The sequence below is a fragment of the Pseudomonas sp. 43(2021) genome, assembly GCF_017490805.1.
Lineage (GTDB): Bacteria > Pseudomonadota > Gammaproteobacteria > Pseudomonadales > Pseudomonadaceae > Aquipseudomonas.
The window spans coordinates 180,448-203,123 of sequence record NZ_JAFGYJ010000005.1; the positions used below are offsets into that span (position 1 = coordinate 180,448).

The window sequence follows — 22,676 nt, forward strand, 5'->3', positions numbered from 1 at the left end:
GTTAACCGCGTCACAACTTCACAGTTCGCGTGCTACGCGAAAGCCGAGGAAGTCACCGCGGGTGGTCTTGAGGCGGTCGTTGCGGTTGGCCGAGCGGGAGAAGATCGGCGGTTCGCCCCAGTCGTTGCCACGCATGTGCGCGCGGATGCACGTGGGGTCCTGGATCCAGGCACTGCCGTCGGTGGGGGCGCCTTCGTAGCTGTCGTGGTAGCAGTCGGCGACCCATTCGTAGACGTTGCCGTGCATGTCGTACATGCCGAAGGCATTGGGCGGGTAGCTGCCCACCGGGGCGGTGAAGGTATGACCGTCCTTGGGGCCATAGGTGTTGGCGTGCTTGCTGATCTCGTACTTGCCCGGTTCGTCGAAGGGGAAGGGGAACGGGCCGCTGGAGCCGGCACGGGCGGCATATTCGCGTTCGGCTTCGCTGACCATGCGGTACGGCTTGCCGGTGGTTTTCGCCAGCCATTGGGTGTAGGCCTGCACTTCGTCGTAGTCGACGCACACCGCCGGCTGGCGGGGGCCTTGCTTGTAAGTGGGCTTGCTGGCTTCGCACCAGCGGCCGGGGCGGTCGTCGCCGCTCTTGATGACGGTGCCGGTGGCCTTGATATAGGCGTCCAGTTCGCCGGCGGTGACCTGGTAGCGGCTCATGGCAAAGGGCTTGGCGAAGGTCACGGTGTGCAGCGGGCCCTCGTCGGGCTGGCGGCCGACTTCGTCGTCGGGGGCCCCCATCACGTAGCTGCCGGCGGGCAGCACGACCATCTCGGGGCAGTCCTTGCAGTCTTTGAACACATCGCCGGGCTTGGCGGCGTGGGCGTAGGCGCTGACCAGCAGCAGGCAGGTGATCTGGGCTGGCCGGCAGAGCCAGGCGGTTACGTTCATCGGTGGTCCTCGAAACGGGTGAATGCGGGCTGCGTTTCGCATTCAGACGAATCGGGGCGGTGAAAAATTAACCAATAGAGATGCGATCCCATGGTCGCGGCTGGCTTGAAGAAACTGGAGGGTTGCCTGAACCTTCTGTGTGCGGGTTTATCGAGGCGTCGAACCGCCGCGAACAGTCCGACGCAGTGAATGGCACCGGCTGCGCCGGTGTTCGCGGGTGAACCCGCTCCCACAGGGATCGCGGCAGCTTCAAGACAATGAGCAGGCAGTTGCCCTACTGGCGCGAGGGTGAGTTTGGGGAGGTTGCCAGCTGCCTGGCACCGGGCTATAGTCCAGCCCATTGTTCTCTTCCCGAAGACCTGTTCATGCCAGCCAGCCCTTCCACCACAAGCTTTGCCATCGCGCCAGTCGCGGGCATGGTCGTGCGTGGCTGCCAGCAGCCGGCGATGATCAGTCACTATCCACCACCACCTGTCAGTGGCGTCGTAGGCGGCGTAGCTCCGCCTCCTTGCGTGGTCGTGCTGGGCTGATCGGCTTCTGGCCGCATCCCTACGCACACGCAACCTACTGAACACGGTCGGCGACTTCCCACGCTGAAGCGCACGCCGTCCGTTTGGCTTATTCGCCTTATATCAGGTGGCAATACATGTCTGTCCTTAGCAAAGCATCCGTGGCCTCGGCGGCCACGACCAGCCTGTTCGTCCTGCTGTGGAGCAGTGGGGCGATCGTCTCCAAGCTGGGCCTGGCGCATGCCAGCCCGTTCGCCTTCCTGCTGTTGCGCTCGGCGCTGGCCCTGGCCGGCCTGCTGCTGATCGGCCCGCTGCTGGGGCTGCGCTGGCCGCGCAGTCGCGGGGCCATCCTGCGGGCCCTGGGCACCGGCTGCGTGTTGCTCGGCGCCTACCAGATCTTCTACCTGCTGGCGCTCGCCACCCATGTCACTCCCGGCGTGATGGCCACGGTGATGGGGGTACAACCGATCCTGACCGTGGTACTGATGGAACGCCAGCGCTCCTGGAGCCGCCTGTTCGGCCTGGGGTTGGGGCTTGGCGGGTTGATCATGGTGGTCTACCAGGGCATCAACCTGGGCGGGGTGTCGCTGGCGGGGATGCTGTTCGCCTTGCTGGCGCTGGCCAGCATGACCTTTGGCTCGATCCTGCAGAAGCGCATCACCGACAACCCCATGGGCACGCTGCCGCTGCAGTACCTGGCCGGCTTTGCCATGTGCGCGCTGTTCGCGCCGCTGCAGCCGCTGCATGTGGAATGGACTGGCGGTTTCGTCGGCGCGCTGCTGTGGATGGGGCTGGTGGTCTCGCTGCTGGCGACCCTGCTGCTGTACCGGCTGATCGCCAAGGGTAACCTGGTCAATGTCACCAGCCTGTTCTACCTGGTGCCGGCAGTGACCGCGGTGATGGACCTGCTGATCTTTGGCAACCGCCTGGCGCCGCTCAGCCTGCTGGGCATGGGGCTGATCGTGGTGGGCCTGCTGTTCGTGTTCCGCAAGCCCGCCGCGCGCCTGGCCGAGGCGTAGGCCCTAGCGGAATTCTTCGGGGATGGCGTGGCGTAGTACGCCTTCCTCGAAGTCCAGCAGGCCGGCTTCGCGCTGGGTGAGCAGGTAGTAGAGCAAGGTGTCGAGCGAGCGCTGCGGCGGGACCTCGACCGCCAGCATCTTCACTGCCTGCTCGGTTTCGCAGTTGCAGCCGAAGTCGTGCAAGGCCGCGCGTACCTGGTCCAGGGTTTCCGGGGGCTTGACGATAACCCGGAACACCGAGCTGCCGCTGCTGCGGCGCAGTTCGGCGAACCAGGTTTCGCCGGCTTCCTCACGGGTGCCGATCAGGTCGCCCGGGGCGATGCCGTAGACATGGAAGGGAATGTTGTCGACGGCATAGCCGCCTTCCACGGCCTTGGCCCACAGGCCCTCGACCGAGGCGGGCGGGTAGCCGTTTTCGTCTTGCTCCAGGCGGAACAGGACTTTCTTGTACGCGCTGTTCATCCTGTACCCCGCTTCAGCTGCGCGCCGGGCGCAGCACCAGCCACAATGCCAGGCCAATCAGCAGGCCGCCGTACAGGTGCGCCATCGACAGCGGTTCGTCCAGCAGCCACGCCCCCCACAATACGCCGAATACCGGGATCAGGAAGGTCACGGTGCTGGCCTTGACCGGGCCGATCTCCTCCAGCAGGCGGAAGTACAGGATGTAGGCGAACGCTGTGCACAGCAGACCCAGGCCCAGCAGCGACAGCCACACCTGCCAGCCGCCCCAGCTGGCCGGTGGCTGGCTCAGCGCGCTCCAGGCAAACAGCGGGCTCAGCATCAGGGTGGCGCCGAGCATGCTGCCCAGTGCCGACAGGCGGCTGTCCAGGCCGCTGACCCAGCGGCGGGCGAGGAAGCCGGCAAAGCCGTAGCAGGTAGTGGCCGCCAGGCAGGCGAGGGCGCCTTGCAGCAATGCCAGGTCCAGAGCCACCGGGCCGGCGCCGCTTAGAATGCCGACGCCGAACAGGCCCAGGAAAATGCCGCAGAGCTTGGCCAGGGTCATTGGTTCGCGGAAGAACAGCGCGCCGACCAGCACACCCATCAGCGGCGTGGTGGCGTTGAAGATTGCCGAGTAGCCGGCGGGCAGCACCTGGGCGGCCACGGAGTAGAAGGTGGCGGGGATACCGGAGTTGATCATGCCCAGTACCAGGCAGGCGCCGAGCTTGCCCTGGAAGTCCCAGCGCACGCGGGCGGCGGCGAGCAGGGCGACCAGGCCCAGGCAGGCGATGGACACACGGAAGAACGCCGTCGGCACCGTGCCCAGCTCGGGGGCGATGATGCGCATGAACAGGAAGCTCGCCCCCCAGACGGCGGCAAGGGTCAGCAGGCGGGCTAGGGCGATGGGGCTCACGACGGTCTCCGGAGGCAGGGCAGGGGCGCGAGTGTACGCCAGGGGGGCAGGGGATTCTTGTGCTTTCTTGCGGTGTAAACCTGTGCTGGCCTCTTCGCGGGTAAACCCGCTCCCACAGGATTACTCACAGGGCCGAGCATTGCATAGAAGCTGTGGGAGCGGGTTTACCCGCGAAGAGGCCAGTACAGGCGCCGTATTCCGGACAGGCAGACTAAGCTCTGTATCTCACCCTTGCACCGAGGTCTTCGCATGCCCCAGCCCTGGCCCGCTGTCGAAATCGCCCGGATGATCCTTGCCGGCTTCGACGACTACCGCGACCACTTCCAGCGCATCACCCTAGGTGCCCGCCAGCGCTTCGAGCAGGCGCGCTGGCAGGATATCCAGCGTGCCTCCGCCGCCCGCATCAACCTCTATGAAGAGAAGGTCGCCGAGGTCAACGGCTGGCTGCGCCAGGGCTTTGCCGAGGACGTGCTGCTGGATGTGGAACAATGGCCACTGGTGAAGAACGCCTACATCCACCTGATCGACCCACGGCTGGACGACGAACTGTCCGAGACCTGGTACAACTCGCTGTTCTGCAGCCTGTTCAGCCACGACCTGATCAGCGACGGCTGCATGTTCATCCACACCACCCGACCCTCCATGCGCGGCCGTGAGCGCGCCGCGCAAACCCGTACCTATCGGCCTGACGCTGGGCTCAAGGGCCTGCTGCGGGCGGTGTTCACCGATTACCCGTTCGATGTGCCGTACGGTGACCTGGAAGGCGACCTGGTGCGCCTTGAAGAGCAACTGCGCGACTGCCTGCCGGACTGGGTATGCAAGGACCCGACCCTGGCGGTGGAGCTGTTTTCGCCGGTGCTGTACCGCAACAAGGGCGCCTATCTGGTTGGCCGGCTGTTCAACAGCGATGAGCAGTGGCCGCTGGTCATCCCGCTGCTGCACCGCGAAGGGCATGGTATCGAGGCCGATGCGCTGATCACCGACGAGGCCGAGGTGTCGATCATCTTTTCCTTCACCCGCTCGTACTTCATGGTCGATGTGCCGGTGCCGGCAGAGTTCGTCAACTTCCTCAAGCGCATCTTGCCGGGCAAGCACATCGCCGAGCTGTACACCTCTATCGGCTTCTACAAGCATGGCAAGTCGGAGTTCTACCGGGCGTTGATCAACCACCTGGCCAGCAGCGACGACCGCTTCGTCATGGCGCCCGGGGTGCGTGGCATGGTCATGAGCGTGTTCACCCTGCCGGGCTTCAACACGGTGTTCAAGATCATCAAGGACCGTTTTTCGCCGTCCAAGACAGTCGATCGCGCCACGGTGATCGACAAGTACCGGCTGGTGAAAAGCGTCGACCGCGTCGGGCGCATGGCCGATACCCAGGAGTTCGCCGATTTTCGCTTCCCGCGTAGCAAGTTCGAGCCGGAGTGCCTGGCCGAACTGCTGGAGGTGGCGCCATCGACCGTGGCGCTGGAGGGGGACACGGTGCTGATCCGTCACTGCTGGACCGAGCGGCGCATGACACCGCTGAACCTGTACCTGGAGCACGCCAGCGAGGGCCAGGTGCTGGAGGCGCTGGAGGATTACGGCCTGGCCATCAAGCAGCTGGCGGCGGCGAATATCTTCCCTGGCGACATGCTGCTGAAGAACTTTGGCGTTACCCGCCATGGCCGGGTGGTGTTCTATGACTATGACGAGATCAGCTTCCTGACCGAGGTGAACTTCCGCCATATCCCGCCGCCGCGTTACCCGGAAGACGAGATGTCGGGTGAGCCGTGGTACTCGATCGGGCCGCATGACGTGTTCCCCGAGGAGTTTCCACCGTTTCTGTTTGCCGATATCGGCCAGCGGCGCTTGTTCAGCCGCTTGCATGGGGAGTTGTATGACGCGGACTACTGGAAGGGGCTGCAGGCAGCGATTCGTGAAGGGAAGGTGATCGATGTGTTTCCGTATCGGCGCAAGGGCCGGTGATTCTGCTTTAGCAAGCCCGGCCTCTTCGCGGGTACGGTACAGGATTCGAAACCAGTGGGGTCCCTGTGGGAGCGGGTTTACCCGCGAAGAGGCCAGGCCTGCTTTTCACCGTCACCCCTTCAAGCACTTCAATTCACTGAAATCGGTGCGCACCTTGCCCAACCGCTCCTGCAGGAACCGCCGCTGCTGCGGGGTACTCTGGTGCACCAGATCCACCAGCAAGCTGCGCGCCTGCTGCTCGGTATGCTGATAGGCCGCCCGGTACTCCGGCGTCCACAAGCTCTCCTTGCGCTGCAACAACGTCGCCAGGCGCGGCTCGAAGCTGGGGTCGTTGCGCTGGTTCATCGCCAGCAGCAATTGCTGCTGCCAGTGTGCGCGGTTGGCGATCCATTCGCGGTTCTGGTCGCCCAGCGACGCGGACCAGGCCTGCACGCGCTGCTTCTGCACCGCGGTCAGCTCGCCAAACCACGGCGTCAGGCGTTTCTCCATGCGTTCGGCACGGCGGGCGATCTGCCTGGCCAGCGGCGTATCCACATACAGCTTCTGCCGTTCGCTGATGTCCTCGCGGAATGCCTCGCGCATCTCCGCTACCTGGGCATCGCTCATGCCGCGCAACAACTCGGTGGCCGAAGGGGTGATTTCCTCGGCCACCCGGCCAATCGCCTCGCGGGCTTCGCGGGTGCGCTGCTGCAGGGCCTGGTCGGTCACCTGGTCGTCGGCGACCATGCCGCGTACCCGGTCCAGCCAGTCGAGGTAGCCGGGCAGCTGGGTCTTGCAATGCCAGGCCAGGTGCTCCCGCAGCCGATCGTCAAGCATGGCCTTCTGCTCACGGTTCATGGCCAGGTAGTCGCCCAGCGACCAAGGCACCAGGCGGTCGAGGTTGCGGTAGGCCAGGTCGATACGGCTGCAGGCGGCCAGAGCCAGGGCGAAGCCGATGGCGACGAGCAGGGCTTTGGACAGGCGTAGCGGCATGGGCTGTTCCTTGCAGGGACTGGCCAGACGGTAGATGCAAGGGGAGGCTGACGGTTCCACTGCATCAGCGGTCGGGCGGCGCGCTGGCTTCAGGTGTAGAATAGCCGCCTTGTCTTGAGGAACATCGGAAATGGCTCTGCTTGGGCGTTACAACAGTTTGCAAATCGTGAAACACGTGGACTTCGGCCTGTACCTGGACGGCGGCGCCGACGGCGAGATCCTGCTGCCCGGGCGCTACATCCCGAAAAACGCCGAAACCGAAGTGGATGACTGGCTGAACGTGTTCATCTACCTGGACAGCGAAGACCAGCTGATCGCCACCACCGAGAAGCCCAAGGTGCAGGTTGGCGAGTTCGCCAGCCTCAAGGTCAAGGACATCAACGGTGCCGGCATCTTCCTCGACTGGGGTCTGTCCAAGGACCTGCTGATGCCGTATTCGGAAGAGGCGCGGCCGCTGAAGATCGGCGACTACTGCGTGGTGCACGTGTACCTCGACAAGCGCACCCGTCGCATCACTGCCACTTCACGCCTGGACCGCTACCTGGACCGCACCCCGGCAGACTATCAGGTGGGCCAGCCGGTCGAGCTGCTGGTGGCCGGCGAGACGCCGATGGGCTTCAAGGCGATCATCAACAACCGCCACTGGGGCCTGATCCACAAGAACGAGGTGTTCAAGTTCCTGCGCTCGGGCATGCACGAGAAGGGCTTCATCAAGGAAGTGCGCGCGGACGGCAAGATCGCCTTGAGCCTGCAACCGGTCGGCGCGGCCCTGGCCGACAGCCTGCAGGAGCAGATCATGGCGCGCCTGGAGGCCGAAGGCGGGGTGCTGGGGGTGTGCGACAAGAGCGACCCGGTGCTGATCAGCAAGCTGTTCAACGTCAGCAAGGGCAACTTCAAGAAGGCCATTGGCGGGTTGTTCAAGCAGGGCCGCATCGTCATCCATGACGATCGCATCGAAAAGGCCTGATCAGGCCTGCACGAAGGTTCGGAAGTCCAGCTGCTCGCCACCCGGGCGGGTGTCGCGCAGCAGCGAGTCGCGGTCGGCGCTGAGGGCCAGGCTGATGGTCGAGCGGCGCTTGCCGGGGTTGCGCACTTCCATCTGTTCCTGGTGAGCACGCAGGAAGTTGGTCGGCACCTTCAGGTGCTGCAGCTCGTCGCTTTCCGGGGTGTGCAGCAGCAGGTTGACCCAGTCGGGCTGGCCCTTGCGCAGCAGCGCCACCGGCACCTCGAACCACCACAGGTTGCGCTTGCGGTCGAGGATGGCGAACAGGGTGTTGCTGCTGGTCAGCACCGGGCGGGCCAGTGCTTCGTTGCGCCGGGCAATGGCGGCGGGTTTGTCGAGTTTCATGCAGGTTCCTGCGGGTTGACGCTATGAAGGCCTGCATTGTGAGGGGTGGCGGGTAGTGGGGCAAGGTTTGCCATCTGTTCTGCCTGTAGCGGCCTCTTCGCGGGTAAACCCGCTCCCACAGGTACACCACAGGTCTCAAGGGCAGTGGAAGACCTGTGGGAGCGGGTTTACCCGCGAAGAGGCCAGTACAGGCGTAAGCAAATTCTCGCAGCATGGCCGGGATCAGCACAGCAACGGCATGGTCTATTAGACTTACCCGTGGTACTCACGAATCAAGCGGCGAAAGGAGACGCTATGATTTTCCCCGACCTGCGCGGCCTGCCCCTGCACCGCGTGCTGGTACGCACCGTCAAGGAATTCCTCGACGACGAGATGTCGACCTACGCTTCCGCGCTGGCCTACCAGATGCTGTTCTCGCTGTTCCCGTTCCTGCTGTTCCTGATTGCCCTGATCGGTTTCCTGCACCTGCCGGACTTCTTCTCCTGGCTGCGTCTGCAATCGGAACTGGTGCTGCCACCCCAGGCGCTGGAGCAGGTGAACCCGGTGATCGACCAGTTGCAGCAGTCCAAGGGCGGGCTGTTGTCGGTGGGTATCGTGATTGCCTTGTGGACCGCATCGGCCGGTGTGCGCCTGATGATGAGCGCGATGAACGCCGCCTACGATGTGCCCGAGGGCCGCCCGGTGTGGAAGCGCATTCCGTTGTCGATCATCTACACCGTGGGCATCGCCGGCATGCTGCTGGTGGCTGCGGCGCTGATGGTGCTGGGGCCGCAGGTGATGGAGTGGATTGCCGCCCAGGTCGGCATGCAAGAGGTGATCGTCACGGTGTGGACCATCCTGCGCTGGCCGGCGATCATCATCCTGATGATGGTGGCGGTGGCGCTGATCTATTACGTGATGCCCGATGTGAAGCAGCAGTTCCGCTTCATCACCCCGGGCTCGGTGTTGGCTGTGGTGGTGTGGATCGTGGCGTCGCTGGGCTTTGCCTACTACGTGAAGACCTTTGCCGACTACAACGCCATGTACGGCAGTATCGGTGCAATCATCGTACTATTGCTGTATTTCTATATTTCCGCCGCCGTGTTGCTGCTGGGCGCGGAGATGAACGCAGTGATCGAGCACATGTCGAACGAGGGCAAGAACCCTGGCGAAAAGGACTTCGGTGAGCACAAGCCCCGCGAAACCATTACCGTGCTGGGCCATGAGCACCCGATACCGAGCGAGCACCAACCTTCCGAGCCGAACCCCCGATGATCCGTGACATTCTCAAGATGGGCGACGAACGCCTGCTGCGCATCGCCCCGCCAGTGCCCGACCATATGCTCGGCAGTGCCGAACTGCAGCAACTGATCGACGACATGTTCGAAACCATGCGCCATGTGGGGGGCGTGGGCCTGGCTGCGCCACAGATCGGCATCGACCTGCAGCTGGTGATCTTCGGCTTCGAGCGCAGCGAGCGTTACCCGGATGCCGAACCGGTGCCGCAGACTATCCTGCTCAACCCAGTCATCACGCCAACGTCCAGCGAGCTCGAGGACGGTTGGGAAGGTTGCCTGTCGGTGCCCGGCCTGCGTGGCGTGGTGCCGCGCTTCAAGCACATCTGCTATGAAGGCATCGATCCCCAGGGCAACCCGATCAACCGCTTTGCCGACGGCTTCCATGCGCGGGTGGTGCAACATGAATGCGACCACCTGATCGGTCGCTTGTACCCGTCACGCATCCAGGACTTTTCCCGGTTCGGCTACACCGAGGTGCTGTTCCCCGGGCTCGACGCCAGCGACGACTGACCCTGCTGCAGTGCCACCAGGCGCTTGCTGCGCTGGTAGCGCTGCAGGCGCCCAGCCAGGGCTTGCGGCAGTTGCCGGGCCACGTCGAAGCCCAGGCGCTGGTAGAAGGGCGCAAGGTCCGGGTGGCAGAACAGCCAGGTGGGCCCGCCAGCCTGTGCCAGCGCCGCCTCGACCAACCGCCCGGCCACCCCTTGGCTGCGCCGCTGCGGGTCGACGAACAACCCGGTCAGCCAGAAGCCATCGCCCACCGGGCTCAGGCTCAAGCCCGCGATGATGCCGGGGCCCCGCGCTACCCACAGTTGAGCGTCGCCCGCAGCACGCATGCGTGAGCCGTGCTGGCGGTAAAAGTGGTCCAGCAGCCGGCGTTCCGGGTCCGAAAGTTTCGAACAGTACAGGTTTTCAGAAATTGCGCGTCCTACCCTGAAAGGCGGCCAGGGGCTCTGGCTCGATATTTTGCGGTTAATTTGTCGCAGATTGTTGCATATTCGGCAAGGGTGAATGTCCGAGTTCGGGGTTCAACTATTCCGGGCCGGGAGTAGACTTTTACCCATCCCCCCTGGCAGTACGAAGCGGGATCGGTACTTCGTGCCATCTCCACCGCAGATGGCAACTTCTCCGCGCCGGTTACGGCAATAGAAGTCAATCGATCAGCTTGAATGCTCAAAAGGCAGACACACATGAAACCACTACTGATTCTTGCATTGGTCGGTATGTCCTCGTTCGCCCTCGCCGATGAGGCCAAGTCCGTCTCCAGCGAGCCCGTAGCCCAGCAGTACGACTACTCCATGAACCTGGACATCAAGCGGGTGATCAACCTGTCGACCATCCCCAACGTCTGCGAAGTGGTCCCTGCGACCATGACCTACGAAGACCATCAAGGCCAGGTGCACACCATCCAGTACCGGGCCATGGGTGAGGGGTGCCAGCAGGGTTGAGCGGGCGCTTGCCCGGTGTTGATGGCCCTTTCGCCGGCCTGCTGGTGACGGGGCCATCAACCGTTTTGCAGTTCGAGCAACAGAAAAATCCTGAATGAATATCGAGGAAAAAGTGCTATCTTAATTTGATAGCATTTTTCGATGAACACTCGATACCGCAAAATCCTCGACGCAATTTTCCGAACGCCGACCACGGCGTCGTTGGCTTTCTCCGAGATCGAGGCATTGGTACTCCATCTGGGTGGTGAGGTGCTGGAGCGGCAAGGTTCCAGGGTCAAGCTGGTGCTGGGTGGCCAATTCTGGAGATGCCATCGGCCTCATCCAGGCAAGGAAGCCAAGCGGTATCAGATTGAAGAAGCCCGTGAATTCCTCTTGCGGGCAGGAGTCAGGATATGAGTTGCATGCGCTACAAAGGCTACGCCGCCCGTATCGAGTACGACGCGCGTGACGATATCTTCGTCGGCCGTGTGCTTGGTATGCGTGACATCATCAGTTTTCACGCAAGCTCGGTGCCCGAGCTGCATGAGGCGTTTCGCGATGCGCTGGAAGATTACCTGGCCGACTGTGCAGAGCAGGGCATTGCGCCGGAAAAGCCTGCCTCGGGCAAAGTAATGCTGCGTATCCGGCCCGAAGTTCATGCAGCCGCGAGTGTTGCTGCCCGTGCTGCCGGCAAAAGCCTCAACCAGTGGGCCGACGAGGTCTTCGAACAAGCCGCAATGGCCTGAACAAGCCTGCTTTCGTTGTTTCTCGCGGGTATTCTGCAATTACTCATGCAGAATAGTTTCCGTTGCCTGTCGATTCCTCCGGTTCCCGTTCGACCAATAGGTGAGAGCACGTTGCACCCCGTGCCCAATCACCCATGACCTGTCGGAGGAACCCCCGATGAGCACCGCAGCCGAAACCGAGATCCGCCAGTTGATCGAGCGCTGGATGCAGGCCGTGCGCGACCGCGACATCCCCAACATCGTCGCTCCCTATGCCGACGACATCGTAGCCTTCGATGCCATCCAGGCCCTGCAATTCAAAGGCAAGGCCACCTACCAGGCGCACTGGGAAATGTGCATGGGCATGTGCCCCGGCCCCATGGTTTTCGATTTTGCCGAGCTTACCGTGCATGCCGCTGGCGACCTGGCCCTGGCTCACTGGCTGAACCGCTGTGGCCCGGCGGACAACGAAAGCCAGTGCGGCTTCATGCGCGCCACCGTGGGCTATCGTCGTCAAGGTGGCCAGTGGCTGGTAATCCACGAGCACTGGTCGGCGCCGTTCGACATGGAAACCCAGAAAGCCCTGTTCGATCTCAAGCCCTGAGCCGTTATCGCCAAACGCACTTTGCCAATGCCTGGAGGTGACCATGAAATACCTGTGCCTGGTCTATTGTGACGAGGGGCTGCTGCACAGCCTGCCCGACAGCCCGGAAGACGCCGAATGCATGGCGTATGCCGAATCCATTCAAGGCTCCGGGCGAATGCTGGCGGCCGAGGCGCTGAAGCCGGTGCAGACCGCCACCACCGTGCGCATGCGCAACGGCCACATGAGCCTGACCGACGGCCCGTTCGCCGAGACCAAGGAGCAACTGGCGGGGTTCTACCTGGTGGAGGCCCGCGACCTGAACGAGGCACTGAACATCGCCAAGGGCATCCCCGCCGCGCGGGTCGGCAGTGTCGAGGTGCGGCCGGTGCGCGAACTGCAACCCTGACAGCAACGGAGACCTACCAGCATGAGCCTTGCACACCCCGCGCAAGCGCAACACGAGTTGTCCATCAGCCGCCTGATCGACGCGCCGCCGGCCAAGGTGTTCCGCGCCTGGACCGACCCCCAGTGGCTGATGCAGTGGTGGGGGCCGCATGGCATGACCACGCCGGAGTGCGAGATGCAACTGTGGATCGGTGGCCTGTTCCGCACCCTGATGCGGGCACCGGATGGCAGTGAGTACCCGAACCAGGGCGTGTTTCTGGAAATCGCCGCGCCGCGGCGGCTGGTGTTCACCGATGCCTTCGGCCCGGGCTGGGTGCCTTCGGACAAGGCCTTCATGACCGCCGTGATCAGTTTTGACGAGGAACAGGGCAAAACCCGCTACACCGCGCGCGCCTGGCACTGGAATGCCGCCGACTGCCGCGCCCATGAGGAAATGGGCTTCCACCAGGGCTGGGGAGAGAGCCTGGACCGCCTGGTGGAGGTGGTAACCCAGCGGATGCCCGACTGATGACGGCACTGGCGCAGGTACGTGCCGAGGTCGAGGCGGTCTATCGGCGCGAGTCGCGGCGCATCCTGGCGACGCTGATCCGCCTGCTGGGTGATTTCGACCTGGCCGAGGAGGCCATGCACGATGCCTTCTTCATCGCCGTCGAGCGCTGGCAGCGTGACGGTATCCCCGAAAACCCGCGGGCGTGGCTGGTCTCAACCGGTCGCTTCAAGGCGATCGATGCGCTGCGCCGGCGCGCCCGTTTCGATCGTTCCCAGGTGGACCTGAGCATGCTGCTCGACGGCCAGGCGCAGGACCCCAGCGAAGAAGAACTGCTGGCCGACGACCGCCTGCGGCTGATCTTCACCTGCTGCCACCCGGCCTTGTCCGCCGATGCCCAGGTGCCGCTGACCCTGCGTGAAGTGTGCGACCTGACCACCGAGCAGATCGCCCGGGCTTTCCTGCAAAGCCCGGCCACCATCGCCCAGCGCATCGTGCGTGCCAAGGCCAAGATCCGCGATGCCGGCATCCCTTATCAGGTGCCGGAGCTGAACGAACTGCCCGAGCGGCTGGAGAGCGTGCTGCGAGTGATCTACCTGGTGTTCAACGAGGGCTATTCGGCGTCGTCGGGCGAGGCGCTGTTGCAGCAGGAACTGAGCGATGAAGCCATTCGCCTGGCGCGGCTGCTGGTGCAGTTGTTGCCCGACCCGGAGGCGGTCGGCCTGCTGGCCTTGATGTTGCTGCAAGCGTCCCGGCAGCGGGCGCGTACCGATGGCCAGGGCAACCTGGTATTGCTGGAGCAGCAGGACCGTAGCCTGTGGGACCGGCAACGCATTGCCGAAGGCTGCGAACTGGTGCGCCAGGCCCTGCAAAGCCGGGCGTTCGGTGCCTATACCGTGCAGGCGGCGATTGCGGCGGTGCATGCCGAAGCGGCGACGGCCGACGCGACCGACTGGGCGGAGATCGTCGGGCTGTATGACGTGTTGCAGCGGCATTGGCCGTCAGCAGTGGTAGAGCTGAACCGGGCCGTGGCGCTGGCGAAGCGGGATGGGCCGGAGGCTGGCCTGCGGGAGGTCGAAGGGATTCTGGCGCGGGGTGAACTGCTGGACTATCACCTGGCCCATGCGGCGCGGGCCGAGCTGTATTACCAGCTGGGGCATGTGGAGCAGGCGCGTGCGGCCTGGCGGCAGGCGCTGGCGCTGACCCGCCAGGAGCCGGAGCGCAGGCATATCGAGCGGCGGTTGCAGGCTATCGAATGATGTTGGCTGTGCCGGCCTCTTCGCGGGTAAACCCGCTCCCACAGGATTGCGTCACGGCTTGATGCTGTGAGGTCCATGTGGGAGCGGGTTTACCCGCGAAAGGGCCGGTACTGCCTGCATCAATCTTCAGCTAGCCACAAAATTCGGCGGCGAAACCAGCTCGACGGTCTGCTGCTTGCGCGGCGCAAGGATCTCGGCCTCGCCCTGGACTACCAGCTCATCATTCTGGTTGAACACATTGGTGGCGATGCGCACCTTGAACTTGGGCAGCTTCTCCAGGATTTCCAGGCGTACGGTCAGGGTATCGCCAATTTTCACCGGCTTCTGGAAGCTCATTTGCTGACCCAGGTAGATGGTGCCAGGGCCAGGCAGGGTGCAGGCCACTGCAGCACTGATCAGGGCACCGCTGAACATGCCGTGGGCGATGCGCTCGCGGAACATGCTCTTGGCAGCGAACTCGGCATCCAGGTGCACCGGGTTGTGGTCACCGGACATCGCGGCGAACAGCTGGATGTCGCGTTCTTCAACGGACTTCTTGTACTCGGCCTTCTGGCCGACTTCGAGGGCTTCGTAAGGCGTGTTGGTGACCTGGGACATCGGGGCTTCCTTAAGCGGTAGAGGAGGGCGGCTATCATTCACTGCGCACAGGGCGGCCAAGGGCAAGCGCCTGTTCAAGCCAGCCGAGAATATCGGCGGTGACCTCGTCACGGTTGGTTTCGTTGAGTACTTCATGCCGTGCCTCAGGATAGACGCGCAGCTGTACATGTCGATTGCCGGTCGCGCGCAGGGCGTCGGCCAGGTGGGTAAGACGCTTGCCGGCACTGACCGGATCACATTCACCCCCGATCACCAGCAACGGCAGGTTCGGATCGATCTGCGCGAGGTTACTCGGCTGGCTGATCTGCGCCAAGCCTTGCAGCAGGTCGAGCCACAACTGGTTGCTGCAGCGAAAGCCGCACAGCGGGTCGTTGACGTACAGATCGACCTGCGCCGGGTCGCGGCTGAGCCAGTCGAACGCGGTGCGGTTGGGCTTGAAGGCCTTGTTGAACGAGCCGAACGACAACCATTCGATCAGCGCGCTCTTGCCCAGCGGCCCCTGGCGCCAGGCCTCCAGCCGGGCAATCAGCCGCGCCACGCGGTACAGCGCCGCCGGCTGGTAGTTGGAGCCGCTGAGGATCGCCCCATGCAGGCTGGCGCTGTGGTGCAGCAGATAGGCCTGGGCGATGTAACTGCCCATGCTGTGGCCGAACAGGAACAACGGCGTGCACGGGTACTGCTGGCCGATGTGCTGGGCCAGCAGCCCGAGGTCGTTGACCACGGCATTCCAGCCATGATGGCGGGCGAACAGGCCGAGGCTGCCCAGTTCGGCGGTGCGCCCATGGCCGCGCTGGTCGGCGGCGAACAGGGCAAAGCCGGCCGCGCTCAGGGCATGGCCCAGGTGCTGGTAGCGCCCGGCATGTTCGGCCATGCCGTGGGCCAGCAGCACCACGGCTTTTACCGGCGTGGCCGGTAGCCATTGGTGCACGTACAGGCTGCAGTGCTCGCTGGCGGGCAGCCAGAAGGCGTCGTGAGGCATGGCGGGTCCTTGTGCGCACAGGTATCCGGACAGTGTATGCACAACCGACCGGATTGCAGGAAGGACACAAATAAGATTCACAATGTTAATGGCGGCACTTGGCGTATATGCCGCCTTGAGCTTACCTGCTAACGTCGGATCAACGCCTTTTCGCTTTCGGGCGGGCAGGTGAAAGGACTACAGGACTCACAGCAGGTCCAGGCAGAGGAACAATAATAAATGCAAGCCGACTTCTGGAATGACAAGCGCCCGGCGGGCGTGCCTTCGACCATCGACATCAATGCCTACACCTCGGTCGTCGAGGTGTTCGAGCGCTCCTGTAAACGCTTCGCCGACCGCCCGGCCTTCAGCAACCTGGGCGTGACCCTGAACTACGCGGAGCTGGAACGCCATTCGGCGGCCTTCGCCGCCTGGTTGCAGCAGCATACCGACCTCAAACCGGGTGACCGCATCGCGGTGCAGATGCCCAACGTGCTGCAATACCCCATCGCCGTGTTCGGTGCCCTGCGCGCAGGCCTGATCGTGGTCAACACCAACCCGCTGTACACCGAGCGCGAGATGCGTCACCAGTTCAAGGACAGCGGCGCACGTGCGCTGGTGTACCTGAACATGTTCGGCAAGCGCGTGCAGGAGGTGCTGCCCGATACCGGCATCGAGTACCTGATCGAGGCGAAGATGGGCGACTTGCTGCCTACCGCCAAGGGCTGGCTGGTCAACACCGTGGTCGACAAGCTGAAGAAAATGGTGCCGGCCTACCAGCTGCCCCAGGCGGTGCCGTTCAAGCAGGTGCTGCGCCAGGGCCGCGAGCTGTCGCACAAGCCGGTGCCGCTCTGCCTGGACGACATCGCCGTGCTGCAATACACCGGCGGCACTACCGGCCTGGCCAAGGGCGCCATGCTCACCCACGGCAACCTGGTGGCCAACATGCTGCAGGTGCTGGCCTGCTTCTCGCAGCACGGGCCGGACGGGCAGAAGCTGATCAAGGACGGCCAGGAGGTGATGATCGCACCACTGCCGCTGTACCACATCTATGCCTTTACCGCGAACTGCATGTGCATGATGGTCACCGGCAATCACAACGTGCTGATCACCAACCCGCGTGATATCCCCGGCTTCATCAAGGAGCTGGGCAAATGGCGTTTTTCCGCCTTGCTGGGCCTGAACACCCTGTTCGTCGCGCTGATGGACCACCCGGGCTTCCGCCAGCTCGACTTTTCGGCGCTGAAGGTCACCAATTCCGGCGGCACCGCGCTGGTCAAGGCCACGGCCGAGCGTTGGGAGGCGCTTACCGGTTGCCGCATTGTCGAAGGCTACGGCCTGACCGAAACCTCGCCAGTGGCCAGCACCAACCCTTACGGCCAGTTGGCGCGCCTGGGCACGGTGGGCATCCCGGTGGCGGGCACTGCCTTCAAGGTGATCGACGATGACGGCAACGAGCTGCCGCTGGGCGAGCGGGGCGAGCTGTGCATCAAGGGCCCGCAGGTGATGAAAGGTTACTGGCAGCAGCCCGAGGCCACGGCCCAGGCCCTGGATGCGGAAGGCTGGTTCAAGACTGGCGACATCGCGGTGATCGACCCGGACGGCTTCACCCGCATCGTCGACCGCAAGAAGGACATGATCATCGTCTCGGGTTTCAACGTGTACCCCAACGAGATCGAGGACGTGGTGATGGGCCACCCCAAGGTCGCCAACTGCGCAGCCATCGGCGTACCGGACGAGCGCTCCGGCGAGGCGGTGAAGCTGTTCGTGGTGCCGCGCGAAGGCGGGCTGAGCGTGGATGAGCTGAAGGCCTACTGCAAGGCCAACTTTACCGGCTACAAGGTGCCCAAGCACATCGTGCTGCGCGAGTCGTTGCCGATGACACCGGTGGGCAAGATCCTGCGGCGGGAGCTGCGGGATATCGCTTGAGACCGAGTTGGATTCTTCGCGGGTGAACCCGCTCCCACAGGGGCTTGCAGTTCTCAAGGCCTGTGCAGTACCTGTGTGGGAGCGGGTTCACCCGCGAATGCTTTCAAACAGCTCTAGCAGGCCTTTTACAGCCCGATCTGCAACATTTTGGATAATTACTCTAAAAATGACCTGTATTGTTCATTGAGTCATTTTTGTGACCGTGAGGCCTGTTTTGGCCTCTAGGCGACCCCAGGCAAAGCTGTTACTCTCGGCCCGCTTTCAGATGATCCGGTTTGCAACGAGCCGTCATCTCATATCAATAATAAGCGCATCGACGCGTGAATCGAACTTCGCTGTTGCTGAAGGAGTGGGCTTCCATGATCGAACATTTTTGGAAGGATAAGTACCCAGCCGGGATTACGGCGGAAATCAATCCTGACGAATTCCCCAATATCCAGGCGGTACTCAAGCAATCCTGCCAACGCTTTGCCGACAAACCGGCCTTTAGCAACCTGGGCAAGACTATCACTTATGGCGAGCTGTATGCGCTGTCGGGGGCGTTTGCCGCCTGGTTGCAGCAGCATACCGACCTCAAGCCGGGTGACCGCATTGCCGTGCAGCTGCCTAACGTACTGCAATACCCGGTGGCGGTATTCGGTGCCATGCGTGCCGGGCTGATCGTGGTCAACACCAACCCGCTGTACACCGCACGGGAAATGGAACACCAGTTCAACGACTCCGGCGCCAAGGCCCTGGTGTGCCTGGCCAACATGGCCCACCTGGCCGAGAAGGTGGTGCCCAAGACCCAGGTCAGGCACGTCATCGTCACCGAAGTGGCCGACCTGCTGCCGCCGCTCAAGCGCCTGCTGATCAACAGCGTGATCAAGTATGTGAAGAAGATGGTACCGGCCTACAACCTGCCGCGTGCCGTACGCTTCAACGACGCACTGGCGCTGGGCAAGGGCCAGCCGGTGACCGAGGCCAACCCGCAGGCCAACGACGTGGCGGTGCTGCAGTACACCGGCGGCACCACCGGCGTGGCCAAGGGCGCGATGCTGACTCACCGCAACCTGGTGGCCAACATGCTGCAGTGCCGGGCACTGATGGGCGCCAACCTGCACGAAGGCTGTGAAATCCTCATCACCCCACTGCCGCTGTACCACATCTACGCCTTCACCTTCCATTGCATGGCCATGATGCTGATCGGTAACCACAACGTGCTGATCAGCAATCCGCGTGACCTGCCGGCCATGGTCAAGGAATTGGGCAAGTGGAAGTTCAGCGGCTTCGTCGGCCTCAACACCCTGTTCGTTGCCCTGTGCAACAACGAGGCCTTCCGCGCCCTGGACTTCTCGGCGCTGAAGATCACCCTGTCTGGTGGCATGGCCCTGCAGCTGAGCGTGGCCGAGCGCTGGAAGGCCGTGACCGGCTGCGCCATCTGCGAAGGCTATGGCATGACCGAGACCAGCCCGGTGGCCGCGGTGAACCCCTCAGAGGCCAACCAGGTCGGCACCATCGGCATTCCGGTGCCGTCCACCCTGTGCAAGGTCATCGACGACAACGGCAACGAGCTGCCGCTGGGCGAGGTGGGCGAGTTGTGCATCAAGGGCCCGCAGGTGATGAAGGGCTACTGGCAGCGCGAGGAGGCTACCGCCGAGATCCTCGACAGCAATGGCTGGCTGAAGACCGGTGACATCGCCGTGATCCAGCCCGACGGCTACATGCGCATTGTCGACCGCAAGAAGGACATGATCCTGGTCTCGGGCTTCAACGTGTATCCCAACGAGCTGGAAGATGTGCTGGCGGCCCTGCCGGGCGTGCTGCAGTGCGCGGCCATCGGCGTGCCGGACGAGAAGTCCGGTGAAGTGATCAAGGTGTTCATCGTGGTCAAGCCGGGCATGACCGTGACCAAGGAACAGGTGATGGAGCACATGCGCGCCAACGTCACCGGCTACAAGGTTCCGCGCCAGATCGAGTTCCGCGATGCGCTGCCGACCACCAACGTGGGCAAGATCCTGCGCCGCGAACTGCGCGATGAAGAGCTGAAGAAGCAGGGTTTGAAGAAGATCGCCTGATCAGAGCCCTGCACGCTCAATGTGGGAGCGGCCTTGTGTCGCGAAAGGGCCGCGAAGCGGCCCCAGCAATTTCAGCATCACCGCTGAGACCCTAGGGCCGCTTTGCGGCCCTTTCGCGACACAAGGCCGCTCCCACAGTTACCGCGTAATCAGCGCAGTTTCTCCAGCATCTGGTAGTACCACATCCCCGCCGCCAGCAGCGGGTTGCCCAGCAAATCCCCCATCGGCACCCGCACATGCTTGCACTGGGCAAAGGTGTCGAACTTCTCCAGCGTCCCGGTCAGCGCCTCGGCCATGATCTCGCCCATGATGTGGCTGGTGGCAATCCCGTGCCCCGAATAGCCCTGGCAATACCACACGTTGTCCGACAGCTTGCCCAACTGGGGGATGCGGTTGACCACGATGCCCATGGCGCAGCTCCACTGGAACTCGATCGGCACGCCTTTCAATGCCGGGAAGGTGCGCTCGATGCACGGGCGCAGTTCGCCTTCGATATCCCGTGAATCACGGCCGGAATAGTTGGCGCCACCGCCAAACAGCAGGCGCTTGTCGGCGGTCAGGCGGTAGTAGTCGAGCACGAAGCGGCAGTCGTACACCGCCAGGTCCTGCGGGTTGATCTGCTCGGCCAGTTCCCCCAGCGGTGCGGTGGTGACAATGCCGCCCATGGCCGGGAAGATCTTGCCCTTGAGCTGGCGCTTTTCCAGCTTGTGGTACACATCGCCAGCCAGCATCACCTGGCGCGCCTCGACCCGCCCGTGAGCAGTGACCACCGCCGGGCGCGGGCCGTGGACGATGTCCAGCACTTCGGAGTTCTCGAAAATCAGCGCCCCCAGGCCATGGGCTGCACGGGCCTCGCCCAGGCACAGGTTGAGCGGGTGCAGGTGCAGGTTGCGCAGGTTCTTCAGCGCGCCCAGGTACAGCGGGCTTTGCAGGTGCTCGGCCATGCCGTTGCGGTCCAGCAGTTGCACCTGCTCGCCCATGCCGCGCCGCCGGGCCTCGGCTTCGAATGCGCGCAGCTCGTCCATGTGCGAGGGCTTCATCGCCGCATGCAGGTGGCCGCGCTTGAGGTCGCAGTCGATGCCGTAGCGCGCCACGCGCTGCTCGATCACCTGGTGCCCGCGCCAGCGCAAGTGCCAGATGAAGTCATCGACCTCGGCACCCAGGCGGTTACGCATCTGCGTGCGCATGGCTTCGTCGCCCGACAGGCTGCCGGTGACCTGGCCGCCGTTGCGCCCGCTGGCACCCCAGCCGATGCGGTTGGTTTCGACGATGGCCACTTTCAGGCCACGCTCGGCCAGTTCCACCGCCGTGGCCACGCCGGTGAAGCCGCCACCGATGATCGCCACATCCACCTGTACCGTGCCCTTGAGCTGCGGGTACTCGGTGTGGTCGTTGAGGGTGGCGCTGTAGTAGGACGGCGCGCGCTGCGCCGGGCCCTTGTTCAATGCTGCGTTCATGGGTGTTCCTTGTTAGGTGGGGGCTCAGGCCTGGTGCAGGTACCAGCGCCAGTCCTGCTCGCTGACTTCGGCCATGAACTGGCGGTACTCGGCGCGCTTGACCTTCAGGTACACGCCAAGGAAGTCCTCGCCCAGTGCTTCGCGAGCCCAGCTGGAATGCTGCAGGGCATCGAGAGCGGTCAGCCAGTCGGTGGGCAGGTGTTCGGTGGCCTGGGCATAGCCGTTGCCTTCTACCGGTGCCCCCGGGTCAAGTTGTTCACGGATGCCCCGGTGGCTGGCGGCAAGGATCGCCGCAGCGGCCAGGTAGGGGTTGGCGTCGGCGCCGCAGATGCGGTGCTCCACATGCCGGCTGTTGGCCGGGCCGCCCGGTATGCGCAGGCTCACGGTACGGTTGTCCACGCCCCAGGTCGGCGCCAGCGGTGCATAGCTGTTGGCCTGGAAGCGGCGGAACGAGTTGGCGTTGGGGCAGAACAGCAGCAGCGAGTCGCGCAGGTGGCGCAGCATGCCGGCCACGGCCTGGCGCAGCAGCGGGGTACCGGCCTTGTCCTCACTGGCGAACAGGTTGTTGCCGGCGCTGTCGGCCAGGCTCAGGTGCATGTGCATGCCGGTGCCGGCCAGTTGCGCGAACGGCTTGGCCATGAAGCAGGCCTGCATGCCATGGGCATGGGCCACGCCTTTGACCAGGCGCTTGTAGCGTACGGCCTGGTCCATCGCCTGCAGGGCGTCGCCGTGTTCGAGGGTGATTTCCACCTGGCCGGGGGCGTATTCCGAAATCGCCGTGCGGGCCGGGATGCCCTGGGCTTTGCAGGCGGCATAGAGGTCGGCGAGGAACGGCTCGATCTGCTCCAGTTCGCGCAGGCCATACACCTGGGTGGTGCGTGGGCGACCGCCATCGTTGTCCAGCGCCGGTTGCGGGCGGCCCTGGGCATCTGGTTGCTGGTCGAGCAGGTAGAACTCCAGCTCGCAGGCCATCACCGGATGGTAGCCGTCGGCTTTCAACGCCTCGATGGTTCGCAGCAGCACGTGGCGCGGGTCGGCGATGCTGGCCGGCAGGCCCTCGCTTGGGTGCATGCTCACCTGCACTGCGGCGGTCGGCACCCGGCGCCAGGGCAGGCGCACCAGGCTGCCTTCAAGCGGGTAGGCGCGGCAGTCGATATCGCCGACGTCCCACACCAGGCCGGAGTTTTCCACGTCGTCGCCGTTCAGGGTCAGGCCGAGGATGGTGCTGGGCAGCGGCCGGCCGGTCTGGTACACGGCCAGCAGTTCCTCGCGGTGCAGCAGCTTGCCGCGCGGTACGCCGTTGGCGTCGAGGATGAACAGTTCAAACAGCTCGATATCGGGGTTGTCGGCCAGAAAACGGCTGGCCTGCTCTACGGGTGCAAAGTGCATGATGGATTCGCTCACGGGCGCACAGGGCCACCGCGCATGCAGGCGGCCCGGCTGATTCAAACGGCCAGACGACGGCCGGGTTG

Annotated in this window: 24 protein-coding genes; 14 read left to right on the forward strand and 10 right to left on the reverse strand. The window is 63.9% G+C overall.

Going from position 1 to position 22,676, the window contains the following annotated elements; all coding sequences use genetic code 11:
- Positions 1 to 18: 18 nt before the first annotated feature.
- Entirely contained in the window at positions 19 to 879 is an 861-nt protein-coding gene (locus J5M71_RS06295; RefSeq protein ID WP_207830854.1) for a formylglycine-generating enzyme family protein, read from the reverse strand.
- Positions 880 to 1,525: 646 nt separating this feature from the next.
- Between J5M71_RS06295 and J5M71_RS06300 the strand changes: the two genes are divergently transcribed.
- Positions 1,526 to 2,407: a DMT family transporter gene (locus J5M71_RS06300; RefSeq protein WP_207830857.1), complete on the forward strand. Its 882-nt coding sequence runs from the start codon at positions 1,526 to 1,528 to the stop codon at positions 2,405 to 2,407.
- 3 nt (positions 2,408 to 2,410) lie between these two features.
- On the opposite strand, the gene J5M71_RS06305 is transcribed toward J5M71_RS06300, so the two are convergent.
- Both J5M71_RS06305 and J5M71_RS06310 read right to left on the reverse strand, forming a co-directional pair.
- Complete coding sequence (locus J5M71_RS06305; RefSeq protein ID WP_207830860.1) at positions 2,411 to 2,869, reverse strand: DUF4265 domain-containing protein; 459 nt, start codon at positions 2,867 to 2,869, stop codon at positions 2,411 to 2,413.
- Between the two features lie 13 nt (positions 2,870 to 2,882).
- A complete protein-coding gene (locus J5M71_RS06310) occupies positions 2,883 to 3,758 on the reverse strand; it encodes a DMT family transporter (RefSeq protein WP_063912951.1) in 876 nt (291 codons plus the stop codon).
- Positions 3,759 to 4,007: 249 nt separating this feature from the next.
- Between J5M71_RS06310 and aceK the strand changes: the two genes are divergently transcribed.
- Positions 4,008 to 5,723 carry a bifunctional isocitrate dehydrogenase kinase/phosphatase gene (aceK, locus tag J5M71_RS06315; RefSeq protein ID WP_207830862.1) on the forward strand — a complete coding sequence of 572 codons (1,716 nt, stop codon included), beginning with the start codon at positions 4,008 to 4,010 and terminating at the stop codon, positions 5,721 to 5,723.
- 111 nt (positions 5,724 to 5,834) lie between these two features.
- Here the strand turns inward: aceK and J5M71_RS06320 are convergent, their stop codons facing one another.
- Positions 5,835 to 6,695 (reverse strand): DUF6279 family lipoprotein, encoded by an 861-nt coding sequence (locus J5M71_RS06320; protein ID WP_207830864.1) that lies wholly within the window; start codon positions 6,693 to 6,695, stop codon positions 5,835 to 5,837.
- A 130-nt stretch (positions 6,696 to 6,825) separates the two neighbouring features.
- On the opposite strand from J5M71_RS06320, the gene J5M71_RS06325 reads away from it, so the two are divergent.
- Positions 6,826 to 7,662 carry a S1-like domain-containing RNA-binding protein gene (locus tag J5M71_RS06325; protein ID WP_207830866.1) on the forward strand — a complete coding sequence of 279 codons (837 nt, stop codon included), beginning with the start codon at positions 6,826 to 6,828 and terminating at the stop codon, positions 7,660 to 7,662.
- Here J5M71_RS06325 and J5M71_RS06330 read toward each other — a convergent pair whose 3' ends face one another.
- Complete coding sequence (locus J5M71_RS06330) at positions 7,663 to 8,043, reverse strand: hypothetical protein (protein WP_013973727.1); 381 nt, start codon at positions 8,041 to 8,043, stop codon at positions 7,663 to 7,665.
- Between the two features lie 294 nt (positions 8,044 to 8,337).
- Between J5M71_RS06330 and J5M71_RS06335 the strand changes: the two genes are divergently transcribed.
- Together J5M71_RS06335 and def are read left to right on the forward strand one after the other, a co-directional pair.
- Entirely contained in the window at positions 8,338 to 9,297 is a 960-nt protein-coding gene (locus J5M71_RS06335) for a YihY/virulence factor BrkB family protein (protein WP_207830868.1), read from the forward strand.
- Positions 9,294 to 9,830, forward strand: coding sequence for a peptide deformylase (gene def, locus J5M71_RS06340; protein WP_063912947.1), 537 nt, complete (start codon positions 9,294 to 9,296; stop codon positions 9,828 to 9,830). The genes J5M71_RS06335 and def overlap by 4 nt, the downstream gene beginning before the upstream one ends.
- Here the strand turns inward: def and J5M71_RS06345 are convergent.
- Positions 9,785 to 10,153 (reverse strand): GNAT family N-acetyltransferase, encoded by a 369-nt coding sequence (locus J5M71_RS06345; RefSeq protein ID WP_207830870.1) that lies wholly within the window; start codon positions 10,151 to 10,153, stop codon positions 9,785 to 9,787. The genes def and J5M71_RS06345 overlap by 46 nt on opposite strands.
- A gap of 354 nt (positions 10,154 to 10,507) precedes the next feature.
- Between J5M71_RS06345 and J5M71_RS06350 the strand changes: the two genes are divergently transcribed.
- From J5M71_RS06350 to J5M71_RS06380, 7 genes are all read left to right on the forward strand, one after another.
- A complete protein-coding gene (locus tag J5M71_RS06350) occupies positions 10,508 to 10,765 on the forward strand; it encodes a DUF2790 domain-containing protein (RefSeq protein ID WP_207830872.1) in 258 nt (85 codons plus the stop codon).
- 141 nt (positions 10,766 to 10,906) lie between these two features.
- Positions 10,907 to 11,161 carry a type II toxin-antitoxin system HicA family toxin gene (locus J5M71_RS06355; RefSeq protein WP_207830874.1) on the forward strand — a complete coding sequence of 85 codons (255 nt, stop codon included), beginning with the start codon at positions 10,907 to 10,909 and terminating at the stop codon, positions 11,159 to 11,161.
- Entirely contained in the window at positions 11,158 to 11,490 is a 333-nt protein-coding gene (locus J5M71_RS06360) for a type II toxin-antitoxin system HicB family antitoxin (RefSeq protein ID WP_015271315.1), read from the forward strand. The genes J5M71_RS06355 and J5M71_RS06360 overlap by 4 nt, the downstream gene beginning before the upstream one ends.
- Positions 11,491 to 11,647: 157 nt before the next feature.
- Entirely contained in the window at positions 11,648 to 12,073 is a 426-nt protein-coding gene (locus tag J5M71_RS06365; protein WP_207830876.1) for a nuclear transport factor 2 family protein, read from the forward strand.
- 43 nt (positions 12,074 to 12,116) lie between these two features.
- Positions 12,117 to 12,461 carry a YciI family protein gene (locus J5M71_RS06370; protein ID WP_013973721.1) on the forward strand — a complete coding sequence of 115 codons (345 nt, stop codon included), beginning with the start codon at positions 12,117 to 12,119 and terminating at the stop codon, positions 12,459 to 12,461.
- A gap of 21 nt (positions 12,462 to 12,482) precedes the next feature.
- Positions 12,483 to 12,968 (forward strand): SRPBCC family protein, encoded by a 486-nt coding sequence (locus tag J5M71_RS06375; RefSeq protein ID WP_063912944.1) that lies wholly within the window; start codon positions 12,483 to 12,485, stop codon positions 12,966 to 12,968.
- Positions 12,968 to 14,206, forward strand: coding sequence for an RNA polymerase sigma factor (locus J5M71_RS06380; RefSeq protein ID WP_207830879.1), 1,239 nt, complete (start codon positions 12,968 to 12,970; stop codon positions 14,204 to 14,206). Before J5M71_RS06375 ends, J5M71_RS06380 begins: the two co-directional genes overlap by 1 nt.
- A 126-nt stretch (positions 14,207 to 14,332) precedes the next feature.
- On the opposite strand, the gene J5M71_RS06385 is transcribed toward J5M71_RS06380, so the two are convergent.
- Positions 14,333 to 14,803, reverse strand: coding sequence for a MaoC family dehydratase (locus J5M71_RS06385; protein WP_196182458.1), 471 nt, complete (start codon positions 14,801 to 14,803; stop codon positions 14,333 to 14,335).
- Positions 14,804 to 14,837: 34 nt separating this feature from the next.
- Entirely contained in the window at positions 14,838 to 15,782 is a 945-nt protein-coding gene (locus J5M71_RS06390) for an alpha/beta hydrolase (protein WP_207830882.1), read from the reverse strand.
- 219 nt (positions 15,783 to 16,001) lie between these two features.
- On the opposite strand from J5M71_RS06390, the gene fadD2 reads away from it, so the two are divergent.
- Complete coding sequence (gene fadD2 / locus J5M71_RS06395) at positions 16,002 to 17,690, forward strand: long-chain-fatty-acid--CoA ligase FadD2 (RefSeq protein WP_207830885.1); 1,689 nt, start codon at positions 16,002 to 16,004, stop codon at positions 17,688 to 17,690.
- A 359-nt stretch (positions 17,691 to 18,049) separates the two neighbouring features.
- Positions 18,050 to 19,747 carry a long-chain-fatty-acid--CoA ligase FadD1 gene (gene fadD1 / locus J5M71_RS06400; protein ID WP_207830887.1) on the forward strand — a complete coding sequence of 566 codons (1,698 nt, stop codon included), beginning with the start codon at positions 18,050 to 18,052 and terminating at the stop codon, positions 19,745 to 19,747.
- A gap of 149 nt (positions 19,748 to 19,896) precedes the next feature.
- On the opposite strand, the gene J5M71_RS06405 is transcribed toward fadD1, so the two are convergent.
- Positions 19,897 to 21,204, reverse strand: coding sequence for an FAD-binding oxidoreductase (locus J5M71_RS06405; RefSeq protein WP_063912939.1), 1,308 nt, complete (start codon positions 21,202 to 21,204; stop codon positions 19,897 to 19,899).
- A gap of 24 nt (positions 21,205 to 21,228) precedes the next feature.
- Positions 21,229 to 22,593, reverse strand: coding sequence for a glutamine synthetase family protein (locus J5M71_RS06410; RefSeq protein ID WP_207830889.1), 1,365 nt, complete (start codon positions 22,591 to 22,593; stop codon positions 21,229 to 21,231).
- Positions 22,594 to 22,676 lie beyond the last annotated feature (83 nt).

Coding starts and splice junctions, on each gene's coding strand:
- J5M71_RS06360 (WP_015271315.1), top strand. CDS start 11,158: ATGAGTTGCATGCGCTACAAAGGCTACGCCGCCCGTATCGAGTACGAC.
- J5M71_RS06405 (WP_063912939.1), bottom strand. CDS start 21,204: ATGAACGCAGCATTGAACAAGGGCCCGGCGCAGCGCGCGCCGTCCTAC.
- J5M71_RS06365 (WP_207830876.1), top strand. CDS start 11,648: ATGAGCACCGCAGCCGAAACCGAGATCCGCCAGTTGATCGAGCGCTGG.
- J5M71_RS06380 (WP_207830879.1), top strand. CDS start 12,968: ATGACGGCACTGGCGCAGGTACGTGCCGAGGTCGAGGCGGTCTATCGG.
- J5M71_RS06320 (WP_207830864.1), bottom strand. CDS start 6,695: ATGCCGCTACGCCTGTCCAAAGCCCTGCTCGTCGCCATCGGCTTCGCC.
- def (WP_063912947.1), top strand. CDS start 9,294: ATGATCCGTGACATTCTCAAGATGGGCGACGAACGCCTGCTGCGCATC.
- fadD2 (WP_207830885.1), top strand. CDS start 16,002: ATGCAAGCCGACTTCTGGAATGACAAGCGCCCGGCGGGCGTGCCTTCG.
- J5M71_RS06370 (WP_013973721.1), top strand. CDS start 12,117: ATGAAATACCTGTGCCTGGTCTATTGTGACGAGGGGCTGCTGCACAGC.
- J5M71_RS06350 (WP_207830872.1), top strand. CDS start 10,508: ATGAAACCACTACTGATTCTTGCATTGGTCGGTATGTCCTCGTTCGCC.
- J5M71_RS06295 (WP_207830854.1), bottom strand. CDS start 879: ATGAACGTAACCGCCTGGCTCTGCCGGCCAGCCCAGATCACCTGCCTG.
- J5M71_RS06375 (WP_063912944.1), top strand. CDS start 12,483: ATGAGCCTTGCACACCCCGCGCAAGCGCAACACGAGTTGTCCATCAGC.
- J5M71_RS06345 (WP_207830870.1), bottom strand. CDS start 10,153: ATGCGTGCTGCGGGCGACGCTCAACTGTGGGTAGCGCGGGGCCCCGGC.
- J5M71_RS06385 (WP_196182458.1), bottom strand. CDS start 14,803: ATGTCCCAGGTCACCAACACGCCTTACGAAGCCCTCGAAGTCGGCCAG.
- J5M71_RS06355 (WP_207830874.1), top strand. CDS start 10,907: ATGAACACTCGATACCGCAAAATCCTCGACGCAATTTTCCGAACGCCG.
- fadD1 (WP_207830887.1), top strand. CDS start 18,050: ATGATCGAACATTTTTGGAAGGATAAGTACCCAGCCGGGATTACGGCG.
- J5M71_RS06300 (WP_207830857.1), top strand. CDS start 1,526: ATGTCTGTCCTTAGCAAAGCATCCGTGGCCTCGGCGGCCACGACCAGC.
- J5M71_RS06325 (WP_207830866.1), top strand. CDS start 6,826: ATGGCTCTGCTTGGGCGTTACAACAGTTTGCAAATCGTGAAACACGTG.
- J5M71_RS06330 (WP_013973727.1), bottom strand. CDS start 8,043: ATGAAACTCGACAAACCCGCCGCCATTGCCCGGCGCAACGAAGCACTG.
- J5M71_RS06390 (WP_207830882.1), bottom strand. CDS start 15,782: ATGCCTCACGACGCCTTCTGGCTGCCCGCCAGCGAGCACTGCAGCCTG.
- J5M71_RS06335 (WP_207830868.1), top strand. CDS start 8,338: ATGATTTTCCCCGACCTGCGCGGCCTGCCCCTGCACCGCGTGCTGGTA.
- J5M71_RS06305 (WP_207830860.1), bottom strand. CDS start 2,869: ATGAACAGCGCGTACAAGAAAGTCCTGTTCCGCCTGGAGCAAGACGAA.
- J5M71_RS06410 (WP_207830889.1), bottom strand. CDS start 22,593: ATGCACTTTGCACCCGTAGAGCAGGCCAGCCGTTTTCTGGCCGACAAC.
- aceK (WP_207830862.1), top strand. CDS start 4,008: ATGCCCCAGCCCTGGCCCGCTGTCGAAATCGCCCGGATGATCCTTGCC.